Origin of the sequence: Paenibacillus tyrphae (assembly GCF_024158745.1) — a bacterium.
GTDB lineage: Bacteria > Bacillota > Bacilli > Paenibacillales > NBRC-103111 > Paenibacillus_G > Paenibacillus_G tyrfis_A.
The window spans coordinates 410,159-432,861 of record NZ_JAMZAW010000002.1 but is presented as its reverse complement, the minus strand read 5'-3'; the positions used below and the strand labels follow the sequence as shown (position 1 = coordinate 432,861).

At 52.6% G+C, this 22,703-nt stretch carries 16 protein-coding genes; 13 read left to right on the top strand and 3 right to left on the bottom strand.

All coding sequences use genetic code 11. From position 1 onward, the window contains the following. Positions 1–55: 55 nt before the first annotated feature. From NI000_RS04670 to NI000_RS04660, 3 genes are all read left to right on the top strand, one after another. Positions 56–940 (top strand): carbohydrate ABC transporter permease, encoded by an 885-nt coding sequence (locus tag NI000_RS04670; protein ID WP_253408173.1) that lies wholly within the window; start codon positions 56–58, stop codon positions 938–940. Further along, entirely contained in the window at positions 940–1,776 is an 837-nt protein-coding gene (locus tag NI000_RS04665; RefSeq protein WP_253408171.1) for a carbohydrate ABC transporter permease, read from the top strand. Before NI000_RS04670 ends, NI000_RS04665 begins: the two co-directional genes overlap by 1 nt. Positions 1,777–1,923: 147 nt before the next feature. Next, complete coding sequence (locus NI000_RS04660) at positions 1,924–3,222, top strand: ABC transporter substrate-binding protein (RefSeq protein WP_375540942.1); 1,299 nt, start codon at positions 1,924–1,926, stop codon at positions 3,220–3,222. Positions 3,223–3,333: 111 nt separating this feature from the next. Here NI000_RS04660 and NI000_RS04655 read toward each other — a convergent pair whose 3' ends face one another. Continuing rightward, positions 3,334–3,966: a flavin reductase family protein gene (locus NI000_RS04655; protein WP_253408167.1), complete on the bottom strand. Its 633-nt coding sequence runs from the start codon at positions 3,964–3,966 to the stop codon at positions 3,334–3,336. Between the two features lie 133 nt (positions 3,967–4,099). Here NI000_RS04655 and NI000_RS04650 point away from each other — a divergent pair, with 133 nt between their 5' ends. From NI000_RS04650 to NI000_RS04640, 3 genes are all read left to right on the top strand, one after another. Beyond that, on the top strand, positions 4,100–4,783 hold the full coding sequence (locus NI000_RS04650) for an ArsR/SmtB family transcription factor (protein ID WP_253408397.1): 684 nt from the start codon (positions 4,100–4,102) through the stop codon (positions 4,781–4,783). A 240-nt stretch (positions 4,784–5,023) separates the two neighbouring features. Continuing rightward, positions 5,024–6,355: an MFS transporter gene (locus NI000_RS04645; RefSeq protein ID WP_253408164.1), complete on the top strand. Its 1,332-nt coding sequence runs from the start codon at positions 5,024–5,026 to the stop codon at positions 6,353–6,355. 343 nt (positions 6,356–6,698) lie between these two features. Next, entirely contained in the window at positions 6,699–7,622 is a 924-nt protein-coding gene (locus NI000_RS04640) for an NAD(P)/FAD-dependent oxidoreductase (protein WP_253408396.1), read from the top strand. 88 nt (positions 7,623–7,710) lie between these two features. Here NI000_RS04640 and NI000_RS04635 read toward each other — a convergent pair whose 3' ends face one another. Continuing rightward, a complete protein-coding gene (locus NI000_RS04635; protein WP_253408162.1) occupies positions 7,711–8,439 on the bottom strand; it encodes a polysaccharide deacetylase family protein in 729 nt (242 codons plus the stop codon). A 102-nt stretch (positions 8,440–8,541) separates the two neighbouring features. Beyond that, positions 8,542–9,321 (bottom strand): DUF2161 domain-containing phosphodiesterase, encoded by a 780-nt coding sequence (locus tag NI000_RS04630; RefSeq protein WP_253408160.1) that lies wholly within the window; start codon positions 9,319–9,321, stop codon positions 8,542–8,544. Positions 9,322–9,794: 473 nt separating this feature from the next. Here NI000_RS04630 and NI000_RS04625 point away from each other — a divergent pair, with 473 nt between their 5' ends. The 7 genes from NI000_RS04625 to deoC all read left to right on the top strand — a co-directional run bounded on the left by NI000_RS04625 (position 9,795) and on the right by deoC (position 22,610). Further along, a complete protein-coding gene (locus NI000_RS04625; RefSeq protein ID WP_253408158.1) occupies positions 9,795–12,560 on the top strand; it encodes a hypothetical protein in 2,766 nt (921 codons plus the stop codon). A gap of 73 nt (positions 12,561–12,633) precedes the next feature. Beyond that, entirely contained in the window at positions 12,634–14,082 is a 1,449-nt protein-coding gene (locus tag NI000_RS04620; RefSeq protein WP_253408156.1) for a glycosyltransferase, read from the top strand. Between the two features lie 22 nt (positions 14,083–14,104). Continuing rightward, a complete protein-coding gene (locus NI000_RS04615; RefSeq protein ID WP_253408154.1) occupies positions 14,105–17,788 on the top strand; it encodes a carboxypeptidase regulatory-like domain-containing protein in 3,684 nt (1,227 codons plus the stop codon). Positions 17,789–17,933: 145 nt separating this feature from the next. Then, on the top strand, positions 17,934–18,878 hold the full coding sequence (locus NI000_RS04610) for a sugar-binding transcriptional regulator (RefSeq protein WP_010496337.1): 945 nt from the start codon (positions 17,934–17,936) through the stop codon (positions 18,876–18,878). A 477-nt stretch (positions 18,879–19,355) separates the two neighbouring features. Continuing rightward, positions 19,356–20,549, top strand: a complete 1,194-nt coding sequence (locus NI000_RS04605) for a NupC/NupG family nucleoside CNT transporter (protein WP_253408152.1) — start codon at positions 19,356–19,358, stop codon at positions 20,547–20,549. Positions 20,550–20,588: 39 nt separating this feature from the next. After that, complete coding sequence (locus NI000_RS04600) at positions 20,589–21,890, top strand: pyrimidine-nucleoside phosphorylase (RefSeq protein ID WP_253408150.1); 1,302 nt, start codon at positions 20,589–20,591, stop codon at positions 21,888–21,890. Positions 21,891–21,932: 42 nt separating this feature from the next. Further along, on the top strand, positions 21,933–22,610 hold the full coding sequence (gene deoC, locus NI000_RS04595) for a deoxyribose-phosphate aldolase (RefSeq protein ID WP_253408148.1): 678 nt from the start codon (positions 21,933–21,935) through the stop codon (positions 22,608–22,610). Positions 22,611–22,703 lie beyond the last annotated feature (93 nt).

The following is a 22,703-nucleotide window of genomic DNA, read 5'->3' as shown; positions in this document are numbered from 1 at the left end:
GGGGGTATACTTTCAGCTTGGCCTGCGAATTGTAAGAAATAAAGGGGGAAAATCCATGAAAGCGAAACAGCGGCTATCCGGCATGCTCCAGCAAACCGTCTTTGTCGGCCCGGCCTTTCTGTTCTTCAGCCTCATTGTCCTTGTTCCGTTTCTCATGAGCATGTATTATTCGTTTACGGAATGGAACGGGGTCACGTCGAACGTCAAATGGATCGGCCTCGACAATTTCAAACAAATCCTAACGACGGATAAAGATTTCCATAAAGCGTTCTGGTTTACGACGCGGTTCACCGTGACGAGCGTTATTCTCGCGAACCTGCTCGGCTTCGGGCTGGCGCTGTTGCTGTCCCAGGCGCTCAAAACGCGGAACGTGCTGCGGACGGTCTTCTTCCTGCCGAACGTCATCGGCGGACTGCTGCTCGGGTTCATCTGGCAGTTTATTTTCATCAAAGGGTTCTCGACCATCGGCGAGCTGACCCAAATCGCCTTCTTCCAGCTCCCGTGGCTCGGAGATGCCCCGACGGCGTTTTGGGGACTCATTATTGTAAGTGTATGGCAAACGGCCGGTTATTTGATGGTCATTTATATCGCCGGTTTGGCGAACGTGCCGAAGGAGCTGACGGAAGCGGCGACCATCGACGGGGCCACGCGCTGGCAGGCGCTGCGCCACATTACGATTCCGATGATCATGCCTTCGGTTACCGTCTGCTTGTTCCTGACGATCTCCTGGGCGTTCAAAATGTACGATCTGAACGTATCCTTGACGCAGGGCGGACCGTTCAACTCGACGCAATCCGTGGCGCTCAATATTTATGAAGAAGCGTTCCGCAACAACCGCTACGGCTTAGGAACGGCGAAGGCCTTTATTTTCTTCATCGTGGTGGCGCTCATTACGCTCATTCAAGTGTCTCTCACGAAGAAAAAGGAGGTTGAAGTATAATGGGAGCGTCCAAAAGCTATAATCTGCGCACCTTCGCCCTGGAGCTGTTAGCCATTGTGCTTGCCCTGCTTTTCCTCGTGCCGTTCTATTTCGTAATCGTCAACTCGATGAAATCGTTCGGAGACCTGCTGGTCAATTCGGCGAATTTGCCGAAATCGATCAACTTCGACAACTACGTCAAAGTATGGGGCATCATGAAATTTCCGAAAGTATTTACGAACTCGCTGATCATTACCGTTTTCAGTAACCTTGGGCTTGTGGTGATCGGTTCCATGGCTGCTTACCGGCTGGTGCGGTTCCCGTCGAAGTTCAATAATCTGCTGTTCCTCGCCTTCGTGGCGGCGATGGTTATTCCGTTCCAATCGATCATGATCCCGCTCGTCAAAGTGGCAAGCGAGGTCGGCTTGATGGACAGCAAGCTCGGACTGATCTTCTGTTACTTCGGCTTCGGGATTTCGATGACCGTGTTCTTGTATCACGGATTCATCAAGTCTATTCCCCGGGAAATCGAGGAATCCGCGACCGTGGACGGCTGCACCCCCTACGGCGTGTTCTGGAAAATCATTTTTCCGCTGCTGAAGCCGATGAGCGTCACGATTATACTGCTCAACAGCTTGTGGATTTGGAACGACTTCCTGCTGCCGCTGCTCGTGCTGAACAGTCCGGACCTGCGGACGATTCCGTTGGCCACGTATTCGTTCTTCGGCCAATATACGAAGCAGTGGGATATGGCGCTTGCTGCGCTCGTACTCGGCGTCATTCCGATCGTCGCCTTCTTCCTGGCGATGCAGCGGTTTATTATCGAAGGGATTACGGCCGGATCGGTCAAAGGCTGACAACAAATGGTAATGTAAGCGGTTGTTCAAAATGTTCCACCTTTTCGTTCAATATAGTACGTGTTCGAAAGGCGGGGCATTTTATACAATACAAATGAAACGAACAGACAAACAGCAGCATTAAATAAGGGAGGTTACATCATGAAAATGAACAAGGTTGCGAGCGCCGGAATGGCAGCGGTTATGCTGATGTCGCTCATCGCGGGCTGCGCGAAAAAAGAAGAAGCGCCAAGCGGAACGAACGCCGGAGGCGGTGCCGCTGGAGGCAAAGCCGTAACGCTGAAAATGTTCCAATTCAAGGTCGAAATTGCGGAACCGCTTGCCAAGCTGGCAGCCGAATACGAGAAGCAAAACCCGGGCGTCAAAATCCAAATCGATACGGTCGGCGGCGGCGCAGACTACGGCGCGGCGCTGATGGCGAAATTCAACTCCGGGGACAAACCGGACATTTTCAACAACGGCGGCTTCTCCGATTTGGACAAGTGGATCGAGCATTTGGAAGACCTGTCCGACCAGCCTTGGGTGAAAGATCTGGTGCCGGTTTCCAAAGAGCCGATGACCAAGGACGGCAAGCTGTACGGCCAACCGCTTAACCTGGAAGGCTACGGCTTCCTGTATAACAAAGATTTGTTTGCCCAAGCCGGCATCACCGAGCTGCCGAAAACGTTGACGCAGCTTGAAGACGCGGCGAAGAAACTGCAAGCCAAGAACATTACGCCGTTCGTGAACGGCTACGCCGAATGGTGGGTGCTCGGCAACCACTTCGTGAACCTGCCGTTCGCTTATCAGAAAGACCCGAACGCGTTCATCGGCGGCCTGAACAAAGGCACGGCTAAAATTCCGGGCGACCCGGTGTTCGACAACTGGGTGAAGCTGTTCGATCTGCAGCTCCAGTACGGCAACAAGAACCCGCTGCAAACCGACTATAAAACGCAAGTAACCGAGTTCGCTACCGGCAAAGCGGCGATGACGCAGCAGGGCAACTGGACGCAATTGCAACTGACGCAAACGAACCCGAACCTGAAGGTTGGCTTCCTGCCGATGCCGATTTCCGACGATGCAGCAGCGAACGACAAGCTGCCGGTCGGCGTGCCGAACAACTGGGTAATCAATAAAAATTCCCCGAACAAAGAAGAAGCGAAAAAGTTCCTGAACTGGCTCGTGACTTCGGATATGGGCAAAAAGTACATGGTGGAAGAATTCAAGTTCATCCCGGCGTTCACCAACATCCAAGGCGACGAGAAGATTCTCGGACCTCTGGCTGCCGATCTGATGAAATACAGCAAAGAAAACAAAACGTTGAGCTGGAACTGGTTTAAATTCCCTGGCGGCGAAGCATCCAGCAAAAAGTTTGCTTCCACGATGCAGGCGTATGTCGCGAAGCAAAAAACGAAAGAGCAAATGCTGACGGAATTCCAGCAAACTTGGGAAAGCCTGAAGAAATAAGATGGTTTTGAAAAATCAAGGCATCTGCCCTGGCGGGTGGTGCCTTGATTTTTTTGCATGCTTCGGAAAGTCTTTCAAATGTCAGCTTGCGCGGCTTTCGCAGCTTGGCCGCTATACTTCGGCGCGGTAATTGTTGCCCAGGCGATCACCGAGTCCGAAGTAATGGCGGAAGTTGTAGATCAGCGGGTTCCAGCGGGAAGGATCGATATGATCGCTGCCCGTCTTCTTCACGATATCCGGGTGAGCGTGGATTTGCACCGCTTCGGTTTCAACGATCGCAAACATCGGTGTATAGTCCGGGAATGTGATCTTCTTGACGGTGCATTCGATTTGCAGCGGGCATTCCGCGATTCGCTGCGGTTTAACGGACAGCGAAGCGGCCGGCGTAAGCCCGGCGGCGGTGAATTTATCCGGCTCGTAGCGGTAGCCCATCTGCGCTTTGTAGTCCGGCACCGGATGTTTTCCGGTGAGCGGGCCCAGCTTTTCGACCTGCTGCCACATGGCGGCGTCGGGAACGTTGACGACCAGCTCCGGCGTCTGCCGCAGGTTGTCGATGCCTTGGCCGCCGAAGCCCATGCCGAGCACCAGATAACGTCCGAGCGCCCAAGACGAGGAAAGGGGGCTGATGTTGGTCGTACCGTCTTCGTTCAGCGTCGTAGCGAGAATAACGGGCATGCCGTAGTATAAAATTTTAGGCTGAATGTTCAAATGGCTTGCTTCCGCAGGGGATGCTTTTGTGTTCATGCTTTATTACCTCCGATGGTTGTCATAGTCCGATAGGAAATTCAGGATAACTGTTCCCAGCTCATTGTAATTCATAGACGTTTCCATTATCATCGAAATGTGGAATGCAATGAAAAGGAGGACTACGATGAACCTGAATCGGAATGTATCATCCATCGCTTCGCTAATTAGCGACCCGTCCCGGGCGGCCATCCTGCTGCATCTGCTGGACGGCCGCTGCCATCCGGCCGGGGATTTGGCAGCCGCAGCGGGAATCACGCCGCAAACCGCCAGCTTTCATCTGGCCAAGATGGCCGAGATCGGAATGGTAACGGTAGAAAAGCACGGCCGGCACCGGTATTACCGGATTGCGCAGGCGAGCGATGCGGAAATGATCGAGCAGCTGCTTTCGTTTGCCGGGCCGGCGCCTGTCGTCTCGTTACGGCAATCGGACCAAATGAAAAAGCTGCGTCACGCCCGGATGTGCTACGACCATTTGGCAGGGGAAGCTGCGGTACGCATTGCGGAATCGCTGCAAAGGGAAGGGCATTTGCAGAAAGACGGGCTGCAGCTTCACGTTACGGCTTCCGGCGAACGTTTTTTTTCGGATTTCGGTTTGGACTTGCCGCAGTTGCGCAAGAAGCGGCGGGCTTTCTCCCGCTGCTGTCTCGATTGGACGGAGCGCGAGCATCATTTGGCCGGCGCACTCGGGCAAGGGCTAACCGAGCGGATGTTTGCGATGGATTGGTTTCATCGGGAGGAGCAAAGCAGGGCCGTGCGAATCACGCAGGAAGGAAAGCAAGGCATAGCAGAGCGATTTGGCATTCGGTTCGATTAAACCGGCGGCTGGTACAGCGGTGCATCAAACCGACAAGGGACGGGGAAACGGCTAATAACGGGAGGTTGACCGGGGCCTCATCCCGCTGCTGGCGAAAAATGACCGGATACGCTTGCAATTGCGCTTGTTTGCGGTTTCACAAACGGCAGTCCCCGCTGATACAATGGTCGTAAAATCGATGTTGAGCGAACGGAGGGCAGGGGTGCCTCCTGTTTGCCGGGAGAGGCGGTCCAGGCTCGGATGGGGTTACGACTCGGAGAAGCGGTCAGGCATTGGGCGGAGTCGCGGAAGACGGCGGTGCCGGAAGAAAAGAGGCTGTCGGCCGAGGCCGTCGCTTCGCTCTTTATTCATTTTTGCTTTCAGTTCGGAGCTTCGATGTCGGGCGTCTTTTTGACGCTGTACTTGTGGCGGCTGACCCACAGCCTCGAAATTAACGGAGCGTACTTCGCAATTAACTATGCGGTGGCGCCGCTGGCATTCGCGCTCGGCGGCTGGATGATCAAGCGAAAGGACCGCATGGTTACGTATCGGCTGGGCATTGTGATGATTGCGCTGTTTTATTTGTCCGTTGTTTTCTCCGGGGAGCTGGTGGCTCGATATTATGTGCTTTTTGCGGTGCTGAACGGCATCGCGAGTTCGTTTTACTGGGTAGGTTATCTGACCTTGATGTATGATGTTACGACGGATCGCAACCGTATCCGTTTTCTCGCGATCAATATGATAACGTTTACGCTGGGCGGGCTGATCGGACCGGCCTTGGCCGGATTTCTCATTCGGCAGTTCGAGGGTTTGCAGGGCTATACGATCGTTTTCGGCATCTCGTTCCTCATGTTTTTGCTGGCGGCGCTCGGCAGCTTCAAGATTCCGATGAAAGCTTCGCACCATAAAGCGTATTATTTGAAATATGTCGGCCTGCTGATGCGCAAAAACCGGGATTGGACCTATTCGCTAATCGCCTTTTTGGTTATGGGTCTGTTTCAGGGGCTGATGCTGTTTTTGCCGAATATTTTGCTTTTTCAGATCGTCGGCCGGGAAGATTTGGTCGGTTACTTGGGAGTACTATACGCCAGTCTCGGCATCGGCACGGGGATGTTCATTTCCCGTTACGGCAGCGAATCCAAGGCGAGGGCCTTTATGTTCATCTCGACCATAGGGTTCGTGATCGGCACGGCGTTCATTTTGTGGAAACTGACGCTGGGCACCGTAATCGCTTTTATGATCATTTATTCCATCTGCTCACCGCTGCAGGGGAACACGATTACTTCGTATTATTACCGCCTGATCGGCGTGCTGCCGCTCAAGGGCCAGCTTCGCGTCGAATCGGTCGTGATGCGCGAAACGTTCTTGAACGGGGGACGCGTCGCATCGATCGGCCTGCTTGTCTGGCTTACAAGCACCGCAGGCAGCGAGGTGCTTCCCTGGGTGCTGGCGGCAACGGCCGTGCTGCAAATTGGGCTTGTCTGGCTGCTGAGCCGACGTGCGGATGAAGAGCCGCCTTTGGGCGAGGCCCCGGCGGTGCGCAGTCCCGGCTCGGAGAGCGGCTCCCGTACCGATATGAAAGCTTCCTCTTGATTTGGAGAGAGTTAGGCTGTTGAGAAAGTGGGGTTTTACAAAAATTGAGATGCAAACGAAGGTGGGGTATCCACTGGAGAAGCGATAGCGGCCGCCTTTGTCTTCGGGAAATGTCCGCTGTTAAGCGGCTTCCAATCAAAATTTCCCGATGACAACAGTGGTCGGAAGTGGATACCCCACCCCCTCGTAACCTCTATAATTCCATTTGACCGCTTTCTCAACATTTTGGCTTCCTCTTGATTGAAGAGGAAGCTTTTTTCCGTACTGCTTAGGAAACGGATGGAATGGAAACAAGGACTATGGGGGGATGCTAACGTTAACGAATAACGAAGGGGCGTATATCATGTACGATTGCATCGTCGTCGGAGGGGGCATCGCCGGTTTGCAGGCGGCCATTCAGCTTGGACGGTATCGGCATCGCGTGCTGGTGATCGACAAAGGGCGAGGGCGTTCAACGCTATGCCGCAGCTACCACAATGTGCTCGGTTGGCCCGATGGCGTATCCGGCCAAGAGCTCCGCCATCTCGGACGGCAGCATGCCGAACGGCTCGGTGTGGAATTTCGCCGCGACGAGGCGGTGGCGGCGGCAAGGAACGGCCGCGGCTTTCAGATCGCGCTTGCCGATGGGGGTGGAGCCGTCCACACCGAGACGCTGCTTGCGGCGACCGGCGTACTGGATCGCTTCCCGCCTCTACCCGGGCTGGAAGAACGCCTTGGGATCAGCGTGTACGTGTGTCCCGACTGTGACGGATACGAGGTTGCCGGGAAGCGGACCGTTGTGATGGGATCGGGCGATACGGGAGCGGGAATGGCGCTTGCCCTGCGCTATTGGACCGATCGGATCGTTTACGTTAATCACGAACGGCAAGCCGTGGGCAGCGGCTATGCGGACAAGCTGATGGAAGCGGGCATACCGCATGTTGAAGCGGAAATCGCCGAGGTGCTCGGGGGTCAGGACGCCCGGTTCGACGGCGTACGCTTGTCGGATGGCCGGACGATCGAGGGAGAGCGCGGCTTTATCGCTTTCGGCGGCAACCAAGTGCATACCGGATGGATGGCGTCGCTTGGCATCGAGCGGCTAGAGAACCGTCATATCGTCACCGATCCGCGCACCAAGATGACGAACGTTCCCGGCGTCTGGGCGGCCGGAGATATCGGGGTGCATTCGGAACAGGTCACGATCGCGATGGGCGAGGGCTCGCAGGCGGCGATTTGGATTCATAAAGAGCTTTTGAAGAGGAAAACGAATACCGCGGTCTTCGTTTAAGTTGCACCGCAGGTTAAAAGGACCAAAGCCGTCTCCGTTCAGAGGATCGCTTTGGTCCTTTGCGTTTTTTCCCCGACGGAAGGGGAAGTCAAGATTTGGGCGGCTCCAGCAGTCGTTTCCAGGCTTTCATCGATGCTTCTCCGTTGACGAACAGCCGTTTCAGCTTGAGCGGGTCCTGATCGGACGAAGCCCACCCCTGATCAATGGTGAACGCATACCGGAATTTATTCTCTTTTAAAATATTCAAGGTCGTCCGGTTGGACTCGCCATACGGATAACAAAAAATATCGGCCGTCGTGCCGAACTGTTCCTCGATCAGCCGCCTGGACTCAGTAATTTCGTACGCTTGTTTCTTGGCATTCAGCTTCGGTAAATGCGGGTGGCTCATGCTGTGAGGCTGAATGTCCCAACCGGCCTCTTTCATCGCTTTGACCTGCTCCCAATCCAAATAATAACCGTCACCTACAAACCCAGGAACCATAAATAATGTCGCGTTGAATTTCAACTTTTTGAGCAGCGGATAAGCGTGTTCGTAGTTGTCCGCATAGCCGTCGTCAAACGTGAGCAGGATCGGTTTTTCCGGCGATTTTTCTTTGCCTTCGAGGATATCGGTGAATTGCTGAAGCGTGAGCGTCGTGTAGCTTTCGTCAGCCAAGTAGCGCATCTGCTCTTCGAATTTGTCCGGGGCGATGGTCGCCCGGTTGCCGGGATCGACGGTAATGCTGTGGTAGTTGAGCACGGGGATGCGAATGGAAGAAGCGGCCTGCGCAGACGGCGGGAGGGCAGGGGGGAAGAGTGACAATGTCGACGCAAGCATAGCAAGACATAACGCGAAGAGAGCCCGAACGAACGGTTTCATAGCGCACGTCCTTTCTGCACGGTAGTCTATCACTCTATACATACCCGCTGCCCGAACGATTTATGCATTTTGCAGGACAGGGACTTGCGGTGCCGCGGCGCTATCCGCCGCCGCGGCCGGCAAGTAAGCCTCTACGACATGAGCAAAAGTTTGCAGCTCCGCTTCTCCCTGCGGGGTGAGCTTGTATACGCCGCGGGCTACGCGTTCGAACCACAGATATACGTTCTTCTGAAGCATGCCTGCAGCCTGTGCATTGCCTGTCAGATCGCGTAACTGTTTAGGGCTCATGGGGCCATGGGTACGCAGCAGCGCCGCGAGATGAAGCGACTTTTCGCGGTAAGCGGTGACGAGCTTTTGCTTGGTGCTGCCGCCAACGTTATAATCGGCCCGGCGTTCCTGGAATTCCTGCATCAGCTTGCCGGCCGCATATTTGTTATGCCTGGGCATTTTGAGCGGCATGGCGAGCCCGGACCCGTCCGGCGGATGACATTCGACCTCGACCCGAGGCTTGCGCGTTTTATAGAATTGCACGACGATCATGCCGATGCCGAGCATGCCGCACAGTCTGCGGAGCTCCGGCCAACTGGCGCCGTGTGGCGCACGTCCTTTGGCCGGCCGCTCGAAAGCGACGTACACGAAACGGCTGATCCGCAGACGGTCGATCGCTTGCAGCAGGAGCGGGATCGAGAAGCTTTTTTTCAATTCGACGATGACCGGAGGCTCCTCTCCGCGGATGGCGACCAGATCGCAATGACGCACCTCGCCGCGCACCGTGTAACCGAGCTGCTCCAAGTAGGCTTTAACGGGGGCGTACAGCTCCGTTTCACTTTTGATAGCCAAGGGGCCGCGCCTCCTTTTTTCTTTGGGGTGATAGGGTAGTGTAATTATACCATACCTTGGGAGGGGGAAGAGAAAAGGGCATTTTGATACGAAAAAGTAAATTGTTATAGTGCGAAAGTCTAATAAAATGGTATTGTTTTGTCGATATATACAGGAGAAAATTACTAATTTTTTTGTATTGAATGGATTATACGTATTTCATTTCAAAAAATAAAAGAAACAAGGTGAGCATGTTGACTCGAGAAAATCATTACCAGAAGCTTTTAAGAATATTGCAAGCCACTATGGTTTTATACCCTCAGTTTGCTCCATATGTAAATGCAGGCTCTATTGAGCTTATGGGGAGTGAAAAGAGAATAGTAAAAGAAGAGTCAGTATATGGCAACTTAGAAAAGTATCATTATCCTGTTTATAATCCGAATATTTCCTATCAACTGAATAAAATTAAATTGAGCGAGTTGTCCGGCCCACCGTTGGTATTGCCGAGTGGCGGTATGATCTATACGACATGGGACCCGGCGGCGCAGCGGTTTGTGAATAACGATGCGAACGCGGGGGCGTACTTCTCGGATACGGATCCATTGACGTACTCAATTGTGAGACAGCCGGAAGGGTTTTCAGCAAGCATCGTAAGTGGAAGCATCGTACATTTGAGCGGAAATCCAACGCGGAAGAACGATTCGTTTACGGTGAGGGCGACAGACCCGAGCGGGCTGTATGCGGATTTGACGGAAGTGCTAAACTTTGCGCCGCAAAGCTGGTTGAGTCACAATCTGGTAACATTTGACCCGAACAGAGGTGCGTTCGTAACCAGCGCCATCGATCTGGGAGGTATATTTTATGATGCAAACGGGGACTGGCTGGACTATTCGATGGTTCAGGCGCCATCTGTGAGCAGCGGGATGACGGCGAGCATCAGCGGCAGCATGCTGTATCTGGGCGGTACGCCGACGTCACCGGCGACGTTCCGGGTGAAGGTGACCGATACGCACGGTTCATCTACGGAAGGGAGCTTCGGCCTGAATTTTGCACCCAAAGCGCTGCACCAGCCGGCGGTTTCTTTATCCGGTGCGCTAACGCAGGTTGATCTGAGGAACTACTTTAGCGACGCAGATCAGGACGAAATGACGTTCTACTATGGCAAGACATATCCATGGTCGAGCACGCTGAGTGCCTCGATAAGCGGAACGATGCTGCTGCTGTCGGGGATGGCGCAGGAGCCCTCTTACGTGATCGTGTATGCTACGGATGGACACTACTTCTCTATAGTCAATACGGTAAATGTGCAACAAACTGGTGGAATCCCGCAAGTATTGCCGAGCGGCGGTATGGTGTACACGACATGGGACCCGGCGGCGCAGCGGTTTGTGAATAACGATGCGAACGCGGGGGCGTACTTCTCGGATACGGATCCATTGACGTACTCAATTGTGAGACAGCCGGAAGGGTTTTCAGCAAGCATCGTAAGTGGAAGCATCGTACATTTGAGCGGAAATCCAACGCGGAAGAACGATTCGTTTACGGTGAGGGCGACAGACCCGAGCGGGCTGTATGCGGATTTGACGGAAGTGCTAAACTTTGCGCCGCAAAGCTGGTTGAGTCACAATCTGGTAACATTTGACCCGAACAGAGGTGCGTTCGTAACCAGCGCCATCGATCTGGGAGGTATATTTTATGATGCAAACGGGGACTGGCTGGACTATTCGATGGTTCAGGCGCCATCTGTGAGCAGCGGGATGACGGCGAGCATCAGCGGCAGCATGCTGTATCTGGGCGGTACGCCGACGTCACCGGCGACGTTCCGGGTGAAGGTGACCGATACGCACGGTTCATCTACGGAAGGGAGCTTCGGCCTGAATTTTGCACCCAAAGCGCTGCACCAGCCGGCGGTTTCTTTATCCGGTGCGCTAACGCAGGTTGATCTGAGGAACTACTTTAGCGACGCAGATCAGGACGAAATGACGTTCTACTACGGCAAGACATATCCATGGTCGAGCACGCTGAGTGCCTCGATAAGCGGAACGATGCTGCTGCTGTCGGGGATGGCGCAGGAGCCCTCTTACGTGATCGTGTATGCTACGGATGGACACTACTTCTCTATAGTCAATACGGTAAATGTGCAACAAACTGGTGGAATCCCGCAAGTATTGCCGAGCGGCGGTATGGTGTACACGACATGGGACCCGGCGGCGCAGCGTTTTATGAACAACGATGCGGACGCGGGAGTGTACTTCACGGATACGGATCCGTTGACGTACTCAATTGTGAGACAGCCGGATGGGTTTTCAGCGAGCATCGTAAGCGGAAGCATCGTACATTTGAGCGGAAATCCAACGCGGAAGAACGATTCGTTTACGGTGAGGGCGACAGACCCGAGCGGGCTGTATGCGGATTTGACGGAAGTGCTAAACTTTGCGCCGCAAAGCTGGTTGAGTCACAATCTGGTAACATTTGACCCGAACAGCGGGGCATTCGCCTCCAGTGCCATTGAGTTAGGGAATATATTCTATGATGCAAACGGGGATGGACTAAGCTATGCGATAACCGAAGCACCGTCTGCGGGCAGCGGAATGTCGGCGAGCATCGCCAACAACACGCTTTATGTGGGAGGTACGCCGACGACGCCGACGACGTTCCGGGTAAAAGCGACGGATACGCACGGAGCATCTGCGGAAGAAAGCTTCAGCTTAAATTTCCTACCCAAGGCGTTGTCGCAACCTGCGGTTTCCTTGTCTGGTACGCTGACACAGGTGGACCTGAGAAACTACTTCAACGATGCGGATCAGGACAAGCTCACGTTCTACTACGGATGGAAGTATCCGTGGTCGAGCACGCTCAGTGCCTCAGTAAGCGGAACGATGCTGCTGCTGTCGGGGATGGTCCAGGAGCCGACCTATGTGATCGTGCAGGCAACGGACGGACATGGTGTGTATGTGAGCAATACGGTGAGCATAGGGAGCAGCAGCCAAAACATAGCTCCCCAAGCATTGTCTCAGCCGGCCGTTTCCTTAACGGGCGGATTGACGCAAATTGACTTGCGGAACTACTTTATCGATGCGAATCAGGACGTATTGACGTATGTTTACGGCTCGTGGTCAAACACGCTCAGCGCTTCGATAAGCGGAACGCTGTTGCTGTTGTCAGGGACTGCTCAGGAAACGACCCAAATCGTCATCCACGCAACGGATGGATATAGCGGATATGTAGCCAACACAGTAACGATCAACGCTCAGCATTAAACTTATTATAATGAACGAAATCGGCCAATCGGACGATTGGCCGATATATTTTTGAAGCAGGAAGGTCGGTTCTATGCATCCGCGTCACGAGATGATAACCCATTTGTTAAAACAACAACGATATCAAGAAGCGGAAGCCCATGCTATCGAGCACGTCCGTTTATTTCCCATAGACGGGCAAGGGTGGGTTCTATTGGGAGAGGCGTTATTGCATCAACAGAACGGTGAAATGGCACGCCTTATGTTTGAGAGGGCGCATCTTTTGGATCCCGAGGCAACTTGGATGCCGTCAGCGTATCGAGAACTGGGGAAAACCCCTATAGGGGTTGTGAGGCAGGATATCATCGATTTGCTGCAAACAAAACCGGTTAGCGTATCGGCCGCTATTATTGTCAAAAATGAAGAGCGCTGCATTAAGCGCTGCCTCGATAGCATCATCGGGGTATTTGACGAGATCGTTGTTGTAGATTCCGGTTCGACCGATCAAACATTGTCGATATTAACGGATTACCCAACCGTTAAAGTTCATCAAACGGTTTGGAACGACAGCTTTTCGCAATTGCGCAATGAGGCGCTTGCCCGCGTCACCTCCGATTGGGTATTTTGGCTGGATGCGGACGAGTGGCTTCATCCCGAAGATCAGGCAAATATTCGAACGGCTGCAGCGCTTTACTCTGGTTTAGGCCATATTATCCCGGTGCTGCATGTCGGATTGATCAACCAAGTAAATGGTACGGAAGTATGCGATTATTCCGTACCGCGTTTATTCCCGGTCCAACGGGGACTTTATTACAGCGGACGAATCCATGAACAAATCGCTACGCAGGAAGAAGGAATATTTACTTCCAATGTACTGCATAAACCGACCAAAATCAGAGTGTTCCATGACGGCTATGAAGCCTTTGTTAAAGAGGATAAAGATAAGTTTAGCCGCAATATCCATCTCCTTCGTCTGATGACGCAAGAAGAGCCCGAAAATTCGGGCTGGTGGTATTTTTTAGGGAGAGAGACGATGTCCCTGGGGGATTACGACAACGCTTTGGACTATCTGAGAAAATCCGAGGAGTATGCCCGCGCCAATCCCAAATTTGGCCGAATGCCAGAAGTTTATATGATGATGACCCGAATACTGGCGTCGCGCAACGAATGGGAGCAGGCCGAAGAATGCTGCCGCAAGGCGTTGAAGCTCCATCCTGACTTTCCCGATGCCCGTTATGCGCTCGCGGAGATGCAGATGAGAAAAGCCCGCTTGCTGCTTCAAGAGGCGGAAGGACATATCGAGGCAGCTGTGGAAGGATTTGAAACTTACCGGGGGACTGTAACTGCGGACCGCGATATTCTTGCATGGAAAGCCGATATCCTAAAGGCTGACTTATTGGTTCACTCCGGTAAAATAGCAGAAGCCGGGTTCCTGTTAAAAAAAGTGAGGCAAAGCCATCCCAAAATGATGGTTCTATCCAACAAACTAGCCTTCTTTGATCTACAGCGAAGATTGCTTGATCAATACAACCAGCAAAGATGAAAACAGACGGAGGCGAGCATTCATGTTTTTGAGCAAGAGGATCGTTATTCAAGTGCTCCTGATTCTGTCCCTGGCGATTGCTTTACCCGTTTCGGCTTTTGCAGATACAGCGCCGAATAGCAGTGCAGCCAAGGGGACTGTAAGCGGGGACGTGACGGACCGCAGCGGGAAGCCGATACCGAATGCAGCCGTGGTTACTTTGGATAGCCGCGGCCAAACGATTGCGCAGGATATCACCAATCCGGACGGCAATTACCGTCTGAACGTTACGCCTGGAACGTATACGATTGAGGCCATTTACGAAACCGAGGGTTCCAGCAGTTCCGTTACTGTTAGTCAGGATCAAACCAAGACAGCCAACTTTTCATTGAATACGATGCTGCTTAGCGGTGTTGTCACGAGAAGCGGCTCCAATGGCCCGCTGCCTTCCGGAACAAAAGTGAGACTGATCGACGAGAATACGGGCTTTATGTATAATGAGGCTTCCGTTTCGCCGGACGGAGCTTTTACGGTTCCGATCAATGAAGGCTCTTATACCGTGGCGGCCTATTCGTCTCAAGACGAACCGTATTACGGCTCTGTATCGGGCCTTACAACGGATTCGTCGAAGTCCCCTCTTACGATCGAGCTTAACCCGGCCGGAAAAGTCAGCGGTACGATTCAATCCGCATCCGGATTAAAAGCAAAATTCAAAGTAAAAGCCCTTAATCAGCAGGGAATGATGTTGAACGAAACACGGGCAGATGAGAACGGTCTTTATACGCTTGCAGTCCCTACTGGGCAAGTTGCCATCATTGCAGCCGCAGAAAATGAAACCGGCATACAAGCTAGTTCCGAAGCGACTATTACGCCCGGTTCAACGACAATGAATCTGACGGTTATGAATTCCGGCTTGAAGGTGAGTCTGGCTAATGCGCCAACTGACTCAACTGGCCGTGTTCGCGTTTTCGATTTGCTAGGCAACGCCTATGCTCCGGATGTCGATCCTTTGTCTCCCAACGGTACTTATGCATTTTTATTGCCGCCCGGAACTTACATTGTGAAAGCTAGCGCTGGGGCACACGCTGGGATTAGTCAGCCCGTAACTCTTGCACCCGGCAAAAATGAGTCTGTAGCGATTACGTTGGGAAATGCCGGTACGTTATCAGGCAAAGTATCTTATTCTGATAACCGACCGCAAACAAGCTTTGAGGACATTTCAATCACCGTACAAGATAAGAACGGACAAGTTGTCGACAAGCTGGCACCGCTTCATGATGGCAGCTATGAGACTCTTTTGCCTGTAGGAAATTATCGTATTACTGCGGTCTCGGGTGATTCGGTCGCGGTAAAAGAGAATTTGAGCATTCTGGAAGGACAGACCAGCACGTATGATCCGACGATAAATCCGACAGAAATCAATGGTAAAGTTACTGAAGCGGACGGAACAAGGATACGATATGCGACAATCGTTGCTCTGTCTCAAGACGGCAGCTCCTATTCTTTCACCACATCGAAGGTAGACGGGACATACACACTAAAGGTTCCGCCCGGAAGCTATACATTAAAAACAATGCATTACCATAAAGTGGCACTAAACAAAAATATTAGCGTCTCACGAGGCTCAAGCATTGCAGTAAATCCGGTATTAGGCCCGGCCGGCATATTCAACGGTTATGTATCCAACGGGAAAACAAACGTAGGCGGAGCTTCGGCTATCGTACTCGATCAGACTCGAACGCCTGTCGATCGTATCGCGACTCACGCGGATACAGGCTTCTTTTCCTTGATGCTTCCGGCCGGCCAATATACCGTTGATAGTAGATCTTTTGACGGCAATCAGACACCGACTGCGATTACCGTTGCCGCGGAGCAAACATTACATCAGAATTTGACAACGGAAGCCGGGAAAATTGGCGGCACGATCTTCGCTGCCGACGGCAAAACTCCACTGGGTGGGGTCATCGTCCGTGCGACTAATGAAGCCTATTCCAATTATACGAAAACAAACGGCGACGGCACGTTTGCCTTGTTTGTTCCTGCCGGAACTTATACGTTGACAGCGGAAAAAAGCAATGTGGGAAGCATAACGAAAAACGTAGCCGTCAACAAGGAAAAGGATGTATTCGTCCAAGCTTCATTGCAAACAAACGGTGTTGTGGCGGGGAGAATTACGAACGGGTCTAACCCTGCAGCACAAGCATGGGTTAAAGTCTATGATTCTGCAGACGGCATGCTGCTTGAGAAACTACAAACAGGGCAGGACGGGGCCTTTTCCATTTCGTTGCCTGCCGGAACTTACGTCTTCAGATCGGAGTCGTCCGGATTCGTTTCTGCCGAAACTCGCGTAACGGCAATGGCGGACAAGATCGTGGTTAACGATATGACGCTTTATACCACTAGCGGCAATTCGTCGGATAGTAGTGGTACGTCAAGCTCTAGCCAAAGTACCGCCGGATCTGCAAGCGGGTCGCAACCAACGCCGAAACCGAACGCGGCGGAAGTCGTTCTGGATCCGAGCAAAGACGGGATTGTTGCCAAAGAGACCAGTAGCTTGGGACAAACGATAACCAAAATAACGTTAGACAAGGACAAATTAGCCTCAGCTTTGCAAACGGCCAGCTCGGTAATCGTTCAAATCGATCGTGCCGACGTATTGACTAAAGTCGAGTTTCCGGCGGAGTCATTCCAAAATCCGGACAAAGTTCAAGCCGGCGCCTTGATCACGTTACGCACAGATGCGATGGAATATAAGCTGCCGGTTCACGTATTACGTACTTGGACCCAGTCCTTGACAACGATGCAAATCATCAAGATTACCGTGGCTATCGAGAAGCTGCCATCAAGTATGAACGAGAAGATTATCAAGACGAATCAACTGACCGGCACACTGCTTCCCAATCCTCTTGATTTCAAAATTACGGCCGAAGGCAGCAACGGTTTATCGCAGGAGCTAGTGAATTTCGGGGCTGTTTATGTGGAGCGTAAAGTAATTGTTCCCGCCGGCAGCGATCCCAATAGGGACCATGTTACAGCCATTACGATTGATCCGGTTACCCATGAAGCGACCTTTATTCCTTCCTATATCGAAAAAGGAGAGAAGGCTTCTACAGTTAAAATTTTTTCCACCCATAACAGCATTTATACGGTAGTTACGGCCAATCATACCTTTGATGACATTGCCGGACACTGGGCGGAATCGGATATCCAGCGGCTGGCGTCGAAATTTATTGTAAAGGGGATGACCGACAAGCTCTATGAGCCAGATAAAAGAATAACGCGCGCGGAATTTACTTCGCTGCTTGTCCGTTCGTTAGGCTTGCTTGAAGATCCAGGCGCTGCGATCTTTAATGACATTCAGCCAAAAGATTGGTACGCCGGATCGGTCGGTGCCGCAGTAAAAGCGGGTCTTGTGAACGGATTCGAGAACGGGACGTTCGAACCGAACGGCAGCATTACCCGCGAACAGATGGCTGTCATGATTAACAGAGCGCTTAAGGCAGCAGGAAGCGATCCGTCCTCCAAAGAGGCTGAGATGCGGATAGACAAATTCAAGGACCGCGGAGCTATTAGCGAGTGGTCGGCTGCTTCCGTTGAACAAGTCGTTCGAACGGGGATCATCGAAGGAATGACAGATACGGCGTTCGAACCTTCTTTGGATTCGACGCGAGCTCAAGTTGCAACGGTGCTTAAGCGATTCTTGCAATACGTAAAATTCACTAACTAATGTATGTTGAGATTTAATCAATTTTATTCGGATAAAGCGTCCCTAACTAGAGTTGGGGACGTTTTTGAGCTAAAACGCTTGCAGTACGGCGGACATTTGTGTAACAATACATGGTAAAGTGTTCAGGGATGGAGTCGGGGGCTTTATGGAACAAGAGAAGCTAAAAAAAATGATCGAGGCCGCCAAGCTTTACTATTTGCTGGATTACAGCCAACAGGATATCGCGAACAAGCTGGAGGTTTCCCGGCCGACCGTTTCCCGTCTACTGCAGCAGGCGAAAGAGGAAGGAATCGTCGAGATTCGTATTTCGGACCCGACCGAGGACCGCAAAATCCTGAGCGAACAGTTGGAAGAAAAGTTCGGGCTGAAGCGGGCGCTGGTCGCGTCCATCCCGTTGTTCGAGGATCATGTGATCAAGCAGTATTTGGGCAAGCTGACGGCGGACTATTTGAGGGAAATCGTCCAGGACGGCGATATCATCGGCACCATCTGGGGCACGACCATCTATCAGGTGGCGACGCATCTGGAGCACAAAGCGCTGAAGGACGTCCGAATCGTCCAGTTGAAGGGCGGCGTCAGCCATTCCGAGAAGAAAACATATGCCTCGGAAACGCTTCATTTGTTCGGGATGGCGTTCGATGCGACGCCTTATCAGCTGCCGCTGCCGGCTATCGTCGACCACGTCGTGGTGAAACAGGCGATTGAGGCGGACCGCCACATCCGGAAGCTGCTTGACATGGGGAAGCAGGCGAACATCGCTTTGTTCACGGTTGGCGTGCCTCGGACGGACTCGCTGCTGTTCCAGCTCGGCTATTTCACGGAGCAGGATATGCAGCTGATCGCCGACCATGCGGTAGGGGATATCGCTTCCCGGTTCTTCGATAAAAACGGCGCCATTTGCAACGAGACGCTGAATGCCCGCACGATCGGGATCGAGCTGCACGAGCTCAAGACAAAAGACCAGTCGATTCTCATCGCAGGCGGCTTGAAAAAAGTCGAAGGCATCCGCGGCGCATTGAAAGCGCAGTACGCGAATGTACTGGTAACGGATCAGTACACGGCCAAAATATTATTGGAGCAAGAAGGGTAACGCAATCTATCAGATTCGGCATCCCGCTAAAGGGGTAAGGAACCATCCGGGCGCAAGCTAGGATGGTTTCTTTTTTTGCCCTATCCAAGAACGAATGTGAATAATAAACCATACAAATGATCGAGAAAAACGCAATTTTGGAAGCGAAATCATAGGGTCAACCATAGGAGACGCAAGTTATTCCACAATTTGTTCAAAATTGTTTTATTGGTAAGAACAAAAGTTCAATAATATATTTACATTTGTTCAAACGCTTGTTATAGTTAAATTGTAATCGAAGCCGCTTCGAAACAACATCATGTTTAAAGCACATAAAAACATTATGGCCAAGGAAATGCTAAAATGACAGCATCGTACAGACCCATTGTTCTATCTTCGTGTTCGGTGTTGAAGCTTTTTTGCATTCGTTGCTAACGCTTTCAATCAACAGTTCGCTTCTCTTTACGTGCCAAATTAGACGAGGCTGGGGGAATTCCGATGAAATTTTTATTTGTAGCGGCCGGATTGCTGCTGGTGTTTGCGGTGGGATATTTGTTCAGCAACAACCGGAAAGGAATTCGCAGCAGACCGATTCTGGCTATGCTCGTTACGCAAATTGTGCTGAGCTTTATCATACTGAATACGAAGATCGGTCTGGAGTTGATTACGTTCGTCTCCCGATTGTTCAATAAGCTGATGGAATTCGGGGTAGGCGGCGTCAACTTCGTCTTCGGCGGCTTGGAAAATCAGGGTGCTTCGACCTTTTTTATCAACGTGCTGCTGCCGATCATCTTTATCTCGATTCTGATCGGCATCCTGAACTATGTGAAGGTGCTGCCGTTCGTCATCAAATATGTAGGGCTGGCGCTCAGCAAATTGAACGGCATGGGCCGACTGGAAAACTATGTGGCGGTTTCCGCCGCGCTGCTCGGTCAATCGGAAGTGTTCCTGACGACGAAGAAGCAGCTCAGCCAGGTCACGAAGCAGCGGCTGTACACGCTTTGCACATCGGCGATGAGCGCGGTCAGCATCTCGATCGTGGGAGCATACATGACGATGCTTGAACCGAAGTACGTCGTGGTCGCCATCGTGCTGAACATTTTCTCGGCGCTGATTGTCGCCAACATTATTAACCCGTACAAGCTCGATCCGGAGGAAGAACAGGCGACGATTGTGGCTGACGAGGAGCATCATCCGAAGGAATCGTTCTTCCAGATGATCAGCGAAAGCATTATGGACGGATTCAAAGTGGCGATTATCGTGGGCGCGATGCTCATCGGCTTTATCGCTTTGATGAATATGATCAACTACGTTTTCGAGCTGATATTCCACATTTCGTTCCAATCCGTGCTGGGGTATATTTTCGCACCGATCGCGTTCCTGATGGGCATTCCATGGAGCGAAGCCGTGCAGGCGGGAGGCATCATGGCGACGAAGCTTGTGACCAACGAATTCGTTGCGATGCTCAGCTTCAAAGACATTGCTTCCGGCTTGTCAGCCCGTACGGTCGGGATCGTCTCGGTATTCCTGGTCAGCTTTGCGAACTTCAGCTCCATCGGCATTATCACCGGCGCGGTGAAAGCGCTGAACGACAAACGGGGAGACGAGGCCGCGCAGTTCGGTTTGAAGTTGCTGCTTGGCTCGACGCTGGCCTCGATTTTGTCGGCCACGCTCATCGGGCTGTTCCTATAAAATATTCGATACTATACTAAACACGGGGAGACGAGAAACATGAGAATGGTTGATTTGATTGCCCGCAAGCGTGACGGTCACGAGCTTAGCAAGACGGAAATTGATTTCATCGTGCAAGGCTATACGAACGGGACGATCCCGGATTACCAGATGTCCTCGTTTCTGATGGCGGCCTTCTTCTGCGGCATGACTCCGATGGAGACGGCGAATATGACGATGGCTATGGTGGCGTCGGGAGATACGATCGATCTGTCCGCTATCGAAGGCGTCAAAGTGGACAAGCACAGCACCGGAGGCGTCGGCGATACGACGACGATCGTTCTTGCGCCGCTCGTCGCCGCGGTCGGCGTTCCCGTAGCGAAGCTGTCCGGGCGCGGACTCGGCCATACTGGCGGCACAGTGGACAAGTTCGAAGCGATTCCGGGATTCCAGGCTGAAATCAGCAGCGAACAGTTTATCAAGCAAGTGAACGAAGTGAAAGTTGCGGTGACCGGACCGACCGGAAACCTGACCCCGGCGGACAAAAAGATTTATGCGCTTCGCGATGTGACCGGGACGGTCAATTCGATCCCGCTGATGGCCAGCTCGATCATGAGTAAAAAGATCGCCTCCGGTTCCGATGCTATCGTACTTGATGTCAAAGTGGGCGCCGGCGCGTTCATGAAAGACCTGGACAGCGCCAAGGAGCTGGCGAAGGCGATGGTGGACATCGGCAACAACGTGGGACGCAATACGATGGCGGTCATTTCCGATATGAATCAGCCGCTCGGCTTTGCGATCGGCAATGCGCTCGAAGTGAAGGAAGCGATCGATACGCTGCGCGGGGAAGGTCCTGAAGATTTGCACGAACTGTGCTTGACGCTTGGCAGTCATATGGTATATTTGGCAAAGCAGGCTGCTAGCGTGAGCGAAGCGCGGAGCAAGCTGGAGGAAGCGATTTCCAGCGGGCGGGCCTTGGAGACGTTTAAAGCGTTCATTGCCGCGCAGGGCGGAGACGCGTCGATCGTAGACGACCCGTCTAAGCTGCCGGCTGCCGCATACCGTATCGAGGTGAAGGCGAAGGAAGCGGGTTATGTCTCGGAGATCGTCGCCGACAGCATCGGCACCGCGGCGATGATCTTGGGCGCGGGACGCGCAACGAAGGAATCCGAGATCGATCTGAGTGTCGGCCTGATGCTGCACAAAAAAATCGGCGACGAAGTGAAGCCCGGGGATACGCTTGTTACCATTCACAGCAATCGCGAAACGGTGGATGACGTGATTGAAAGCATCTACGAATCGTACACCATCGCCTCCGGCAAAGTGGAACGTCCGGTTCTGGTGCACGCAGAAATTCATTAATCTTAGTTTCGAGGGTTGAAAAACGAACGGAGGAATAAGCAGATGACAATGAACGAAATCGCCCGATTAATCGACCATACCTTATTAAAAGCCGATGCCAGCCGTGAGGCGGTGATCCGGTTGGCGGAGGAAGCGAAGCAATACCGTTTCGCCTCGGTGTGCGTCAATCCGGTACAAGTGAAGACAGCTTTTGAAGTGCTGAAGGACACGCCGGACGTGAAAGTATGCACGGTCATCGGTTTCCCATTGGGAGCGACGATGCCGGAAGTGAAGGCATTCGAAGTCCGGGAAGCTATCGCTGCCGGAGCGACGGAAGTCGATATGGTGATCAATATCGGAGCGCTCAAGGATAAGCAGGACGATCTGGTGGAACAGGATATCCGAGCCGTCGTCGAAGCAGCCAAAGGTAAGGCGCTGACGAAGGTCATCATCGAAACCTGCCTCTTGACCGACGAAGAGAAGGAGCGGGCATGCCGTTTGGCGGTGAAGGCCGGCGCGGATTTCGTAAAGACGTCGACGGGCTTTTCGACCGGTGGAGCGACGGCAGCGGATATCGCGCTGATGCGCAAAACGGTAGGCCCGGACATCGGAGTCAAGGCGTCCGGCGGCGTGCGCAGCCTGGAGGATGTTAAAGCAATGATCGAAGCGGGGGCTACCCGGATCGGCTCCAGCTCCGGCGTATCGATCGTCAAAGGCGAGCAGTCCAACAGCGCGTACTAATCGAAAATGAACGAAGCGCGCCTCAAAGCGCCCGCGATGCGATATTACTTAGACTTCAAGGACCTCCCGTAATGGAAGGTCCTTAGGCTGTTG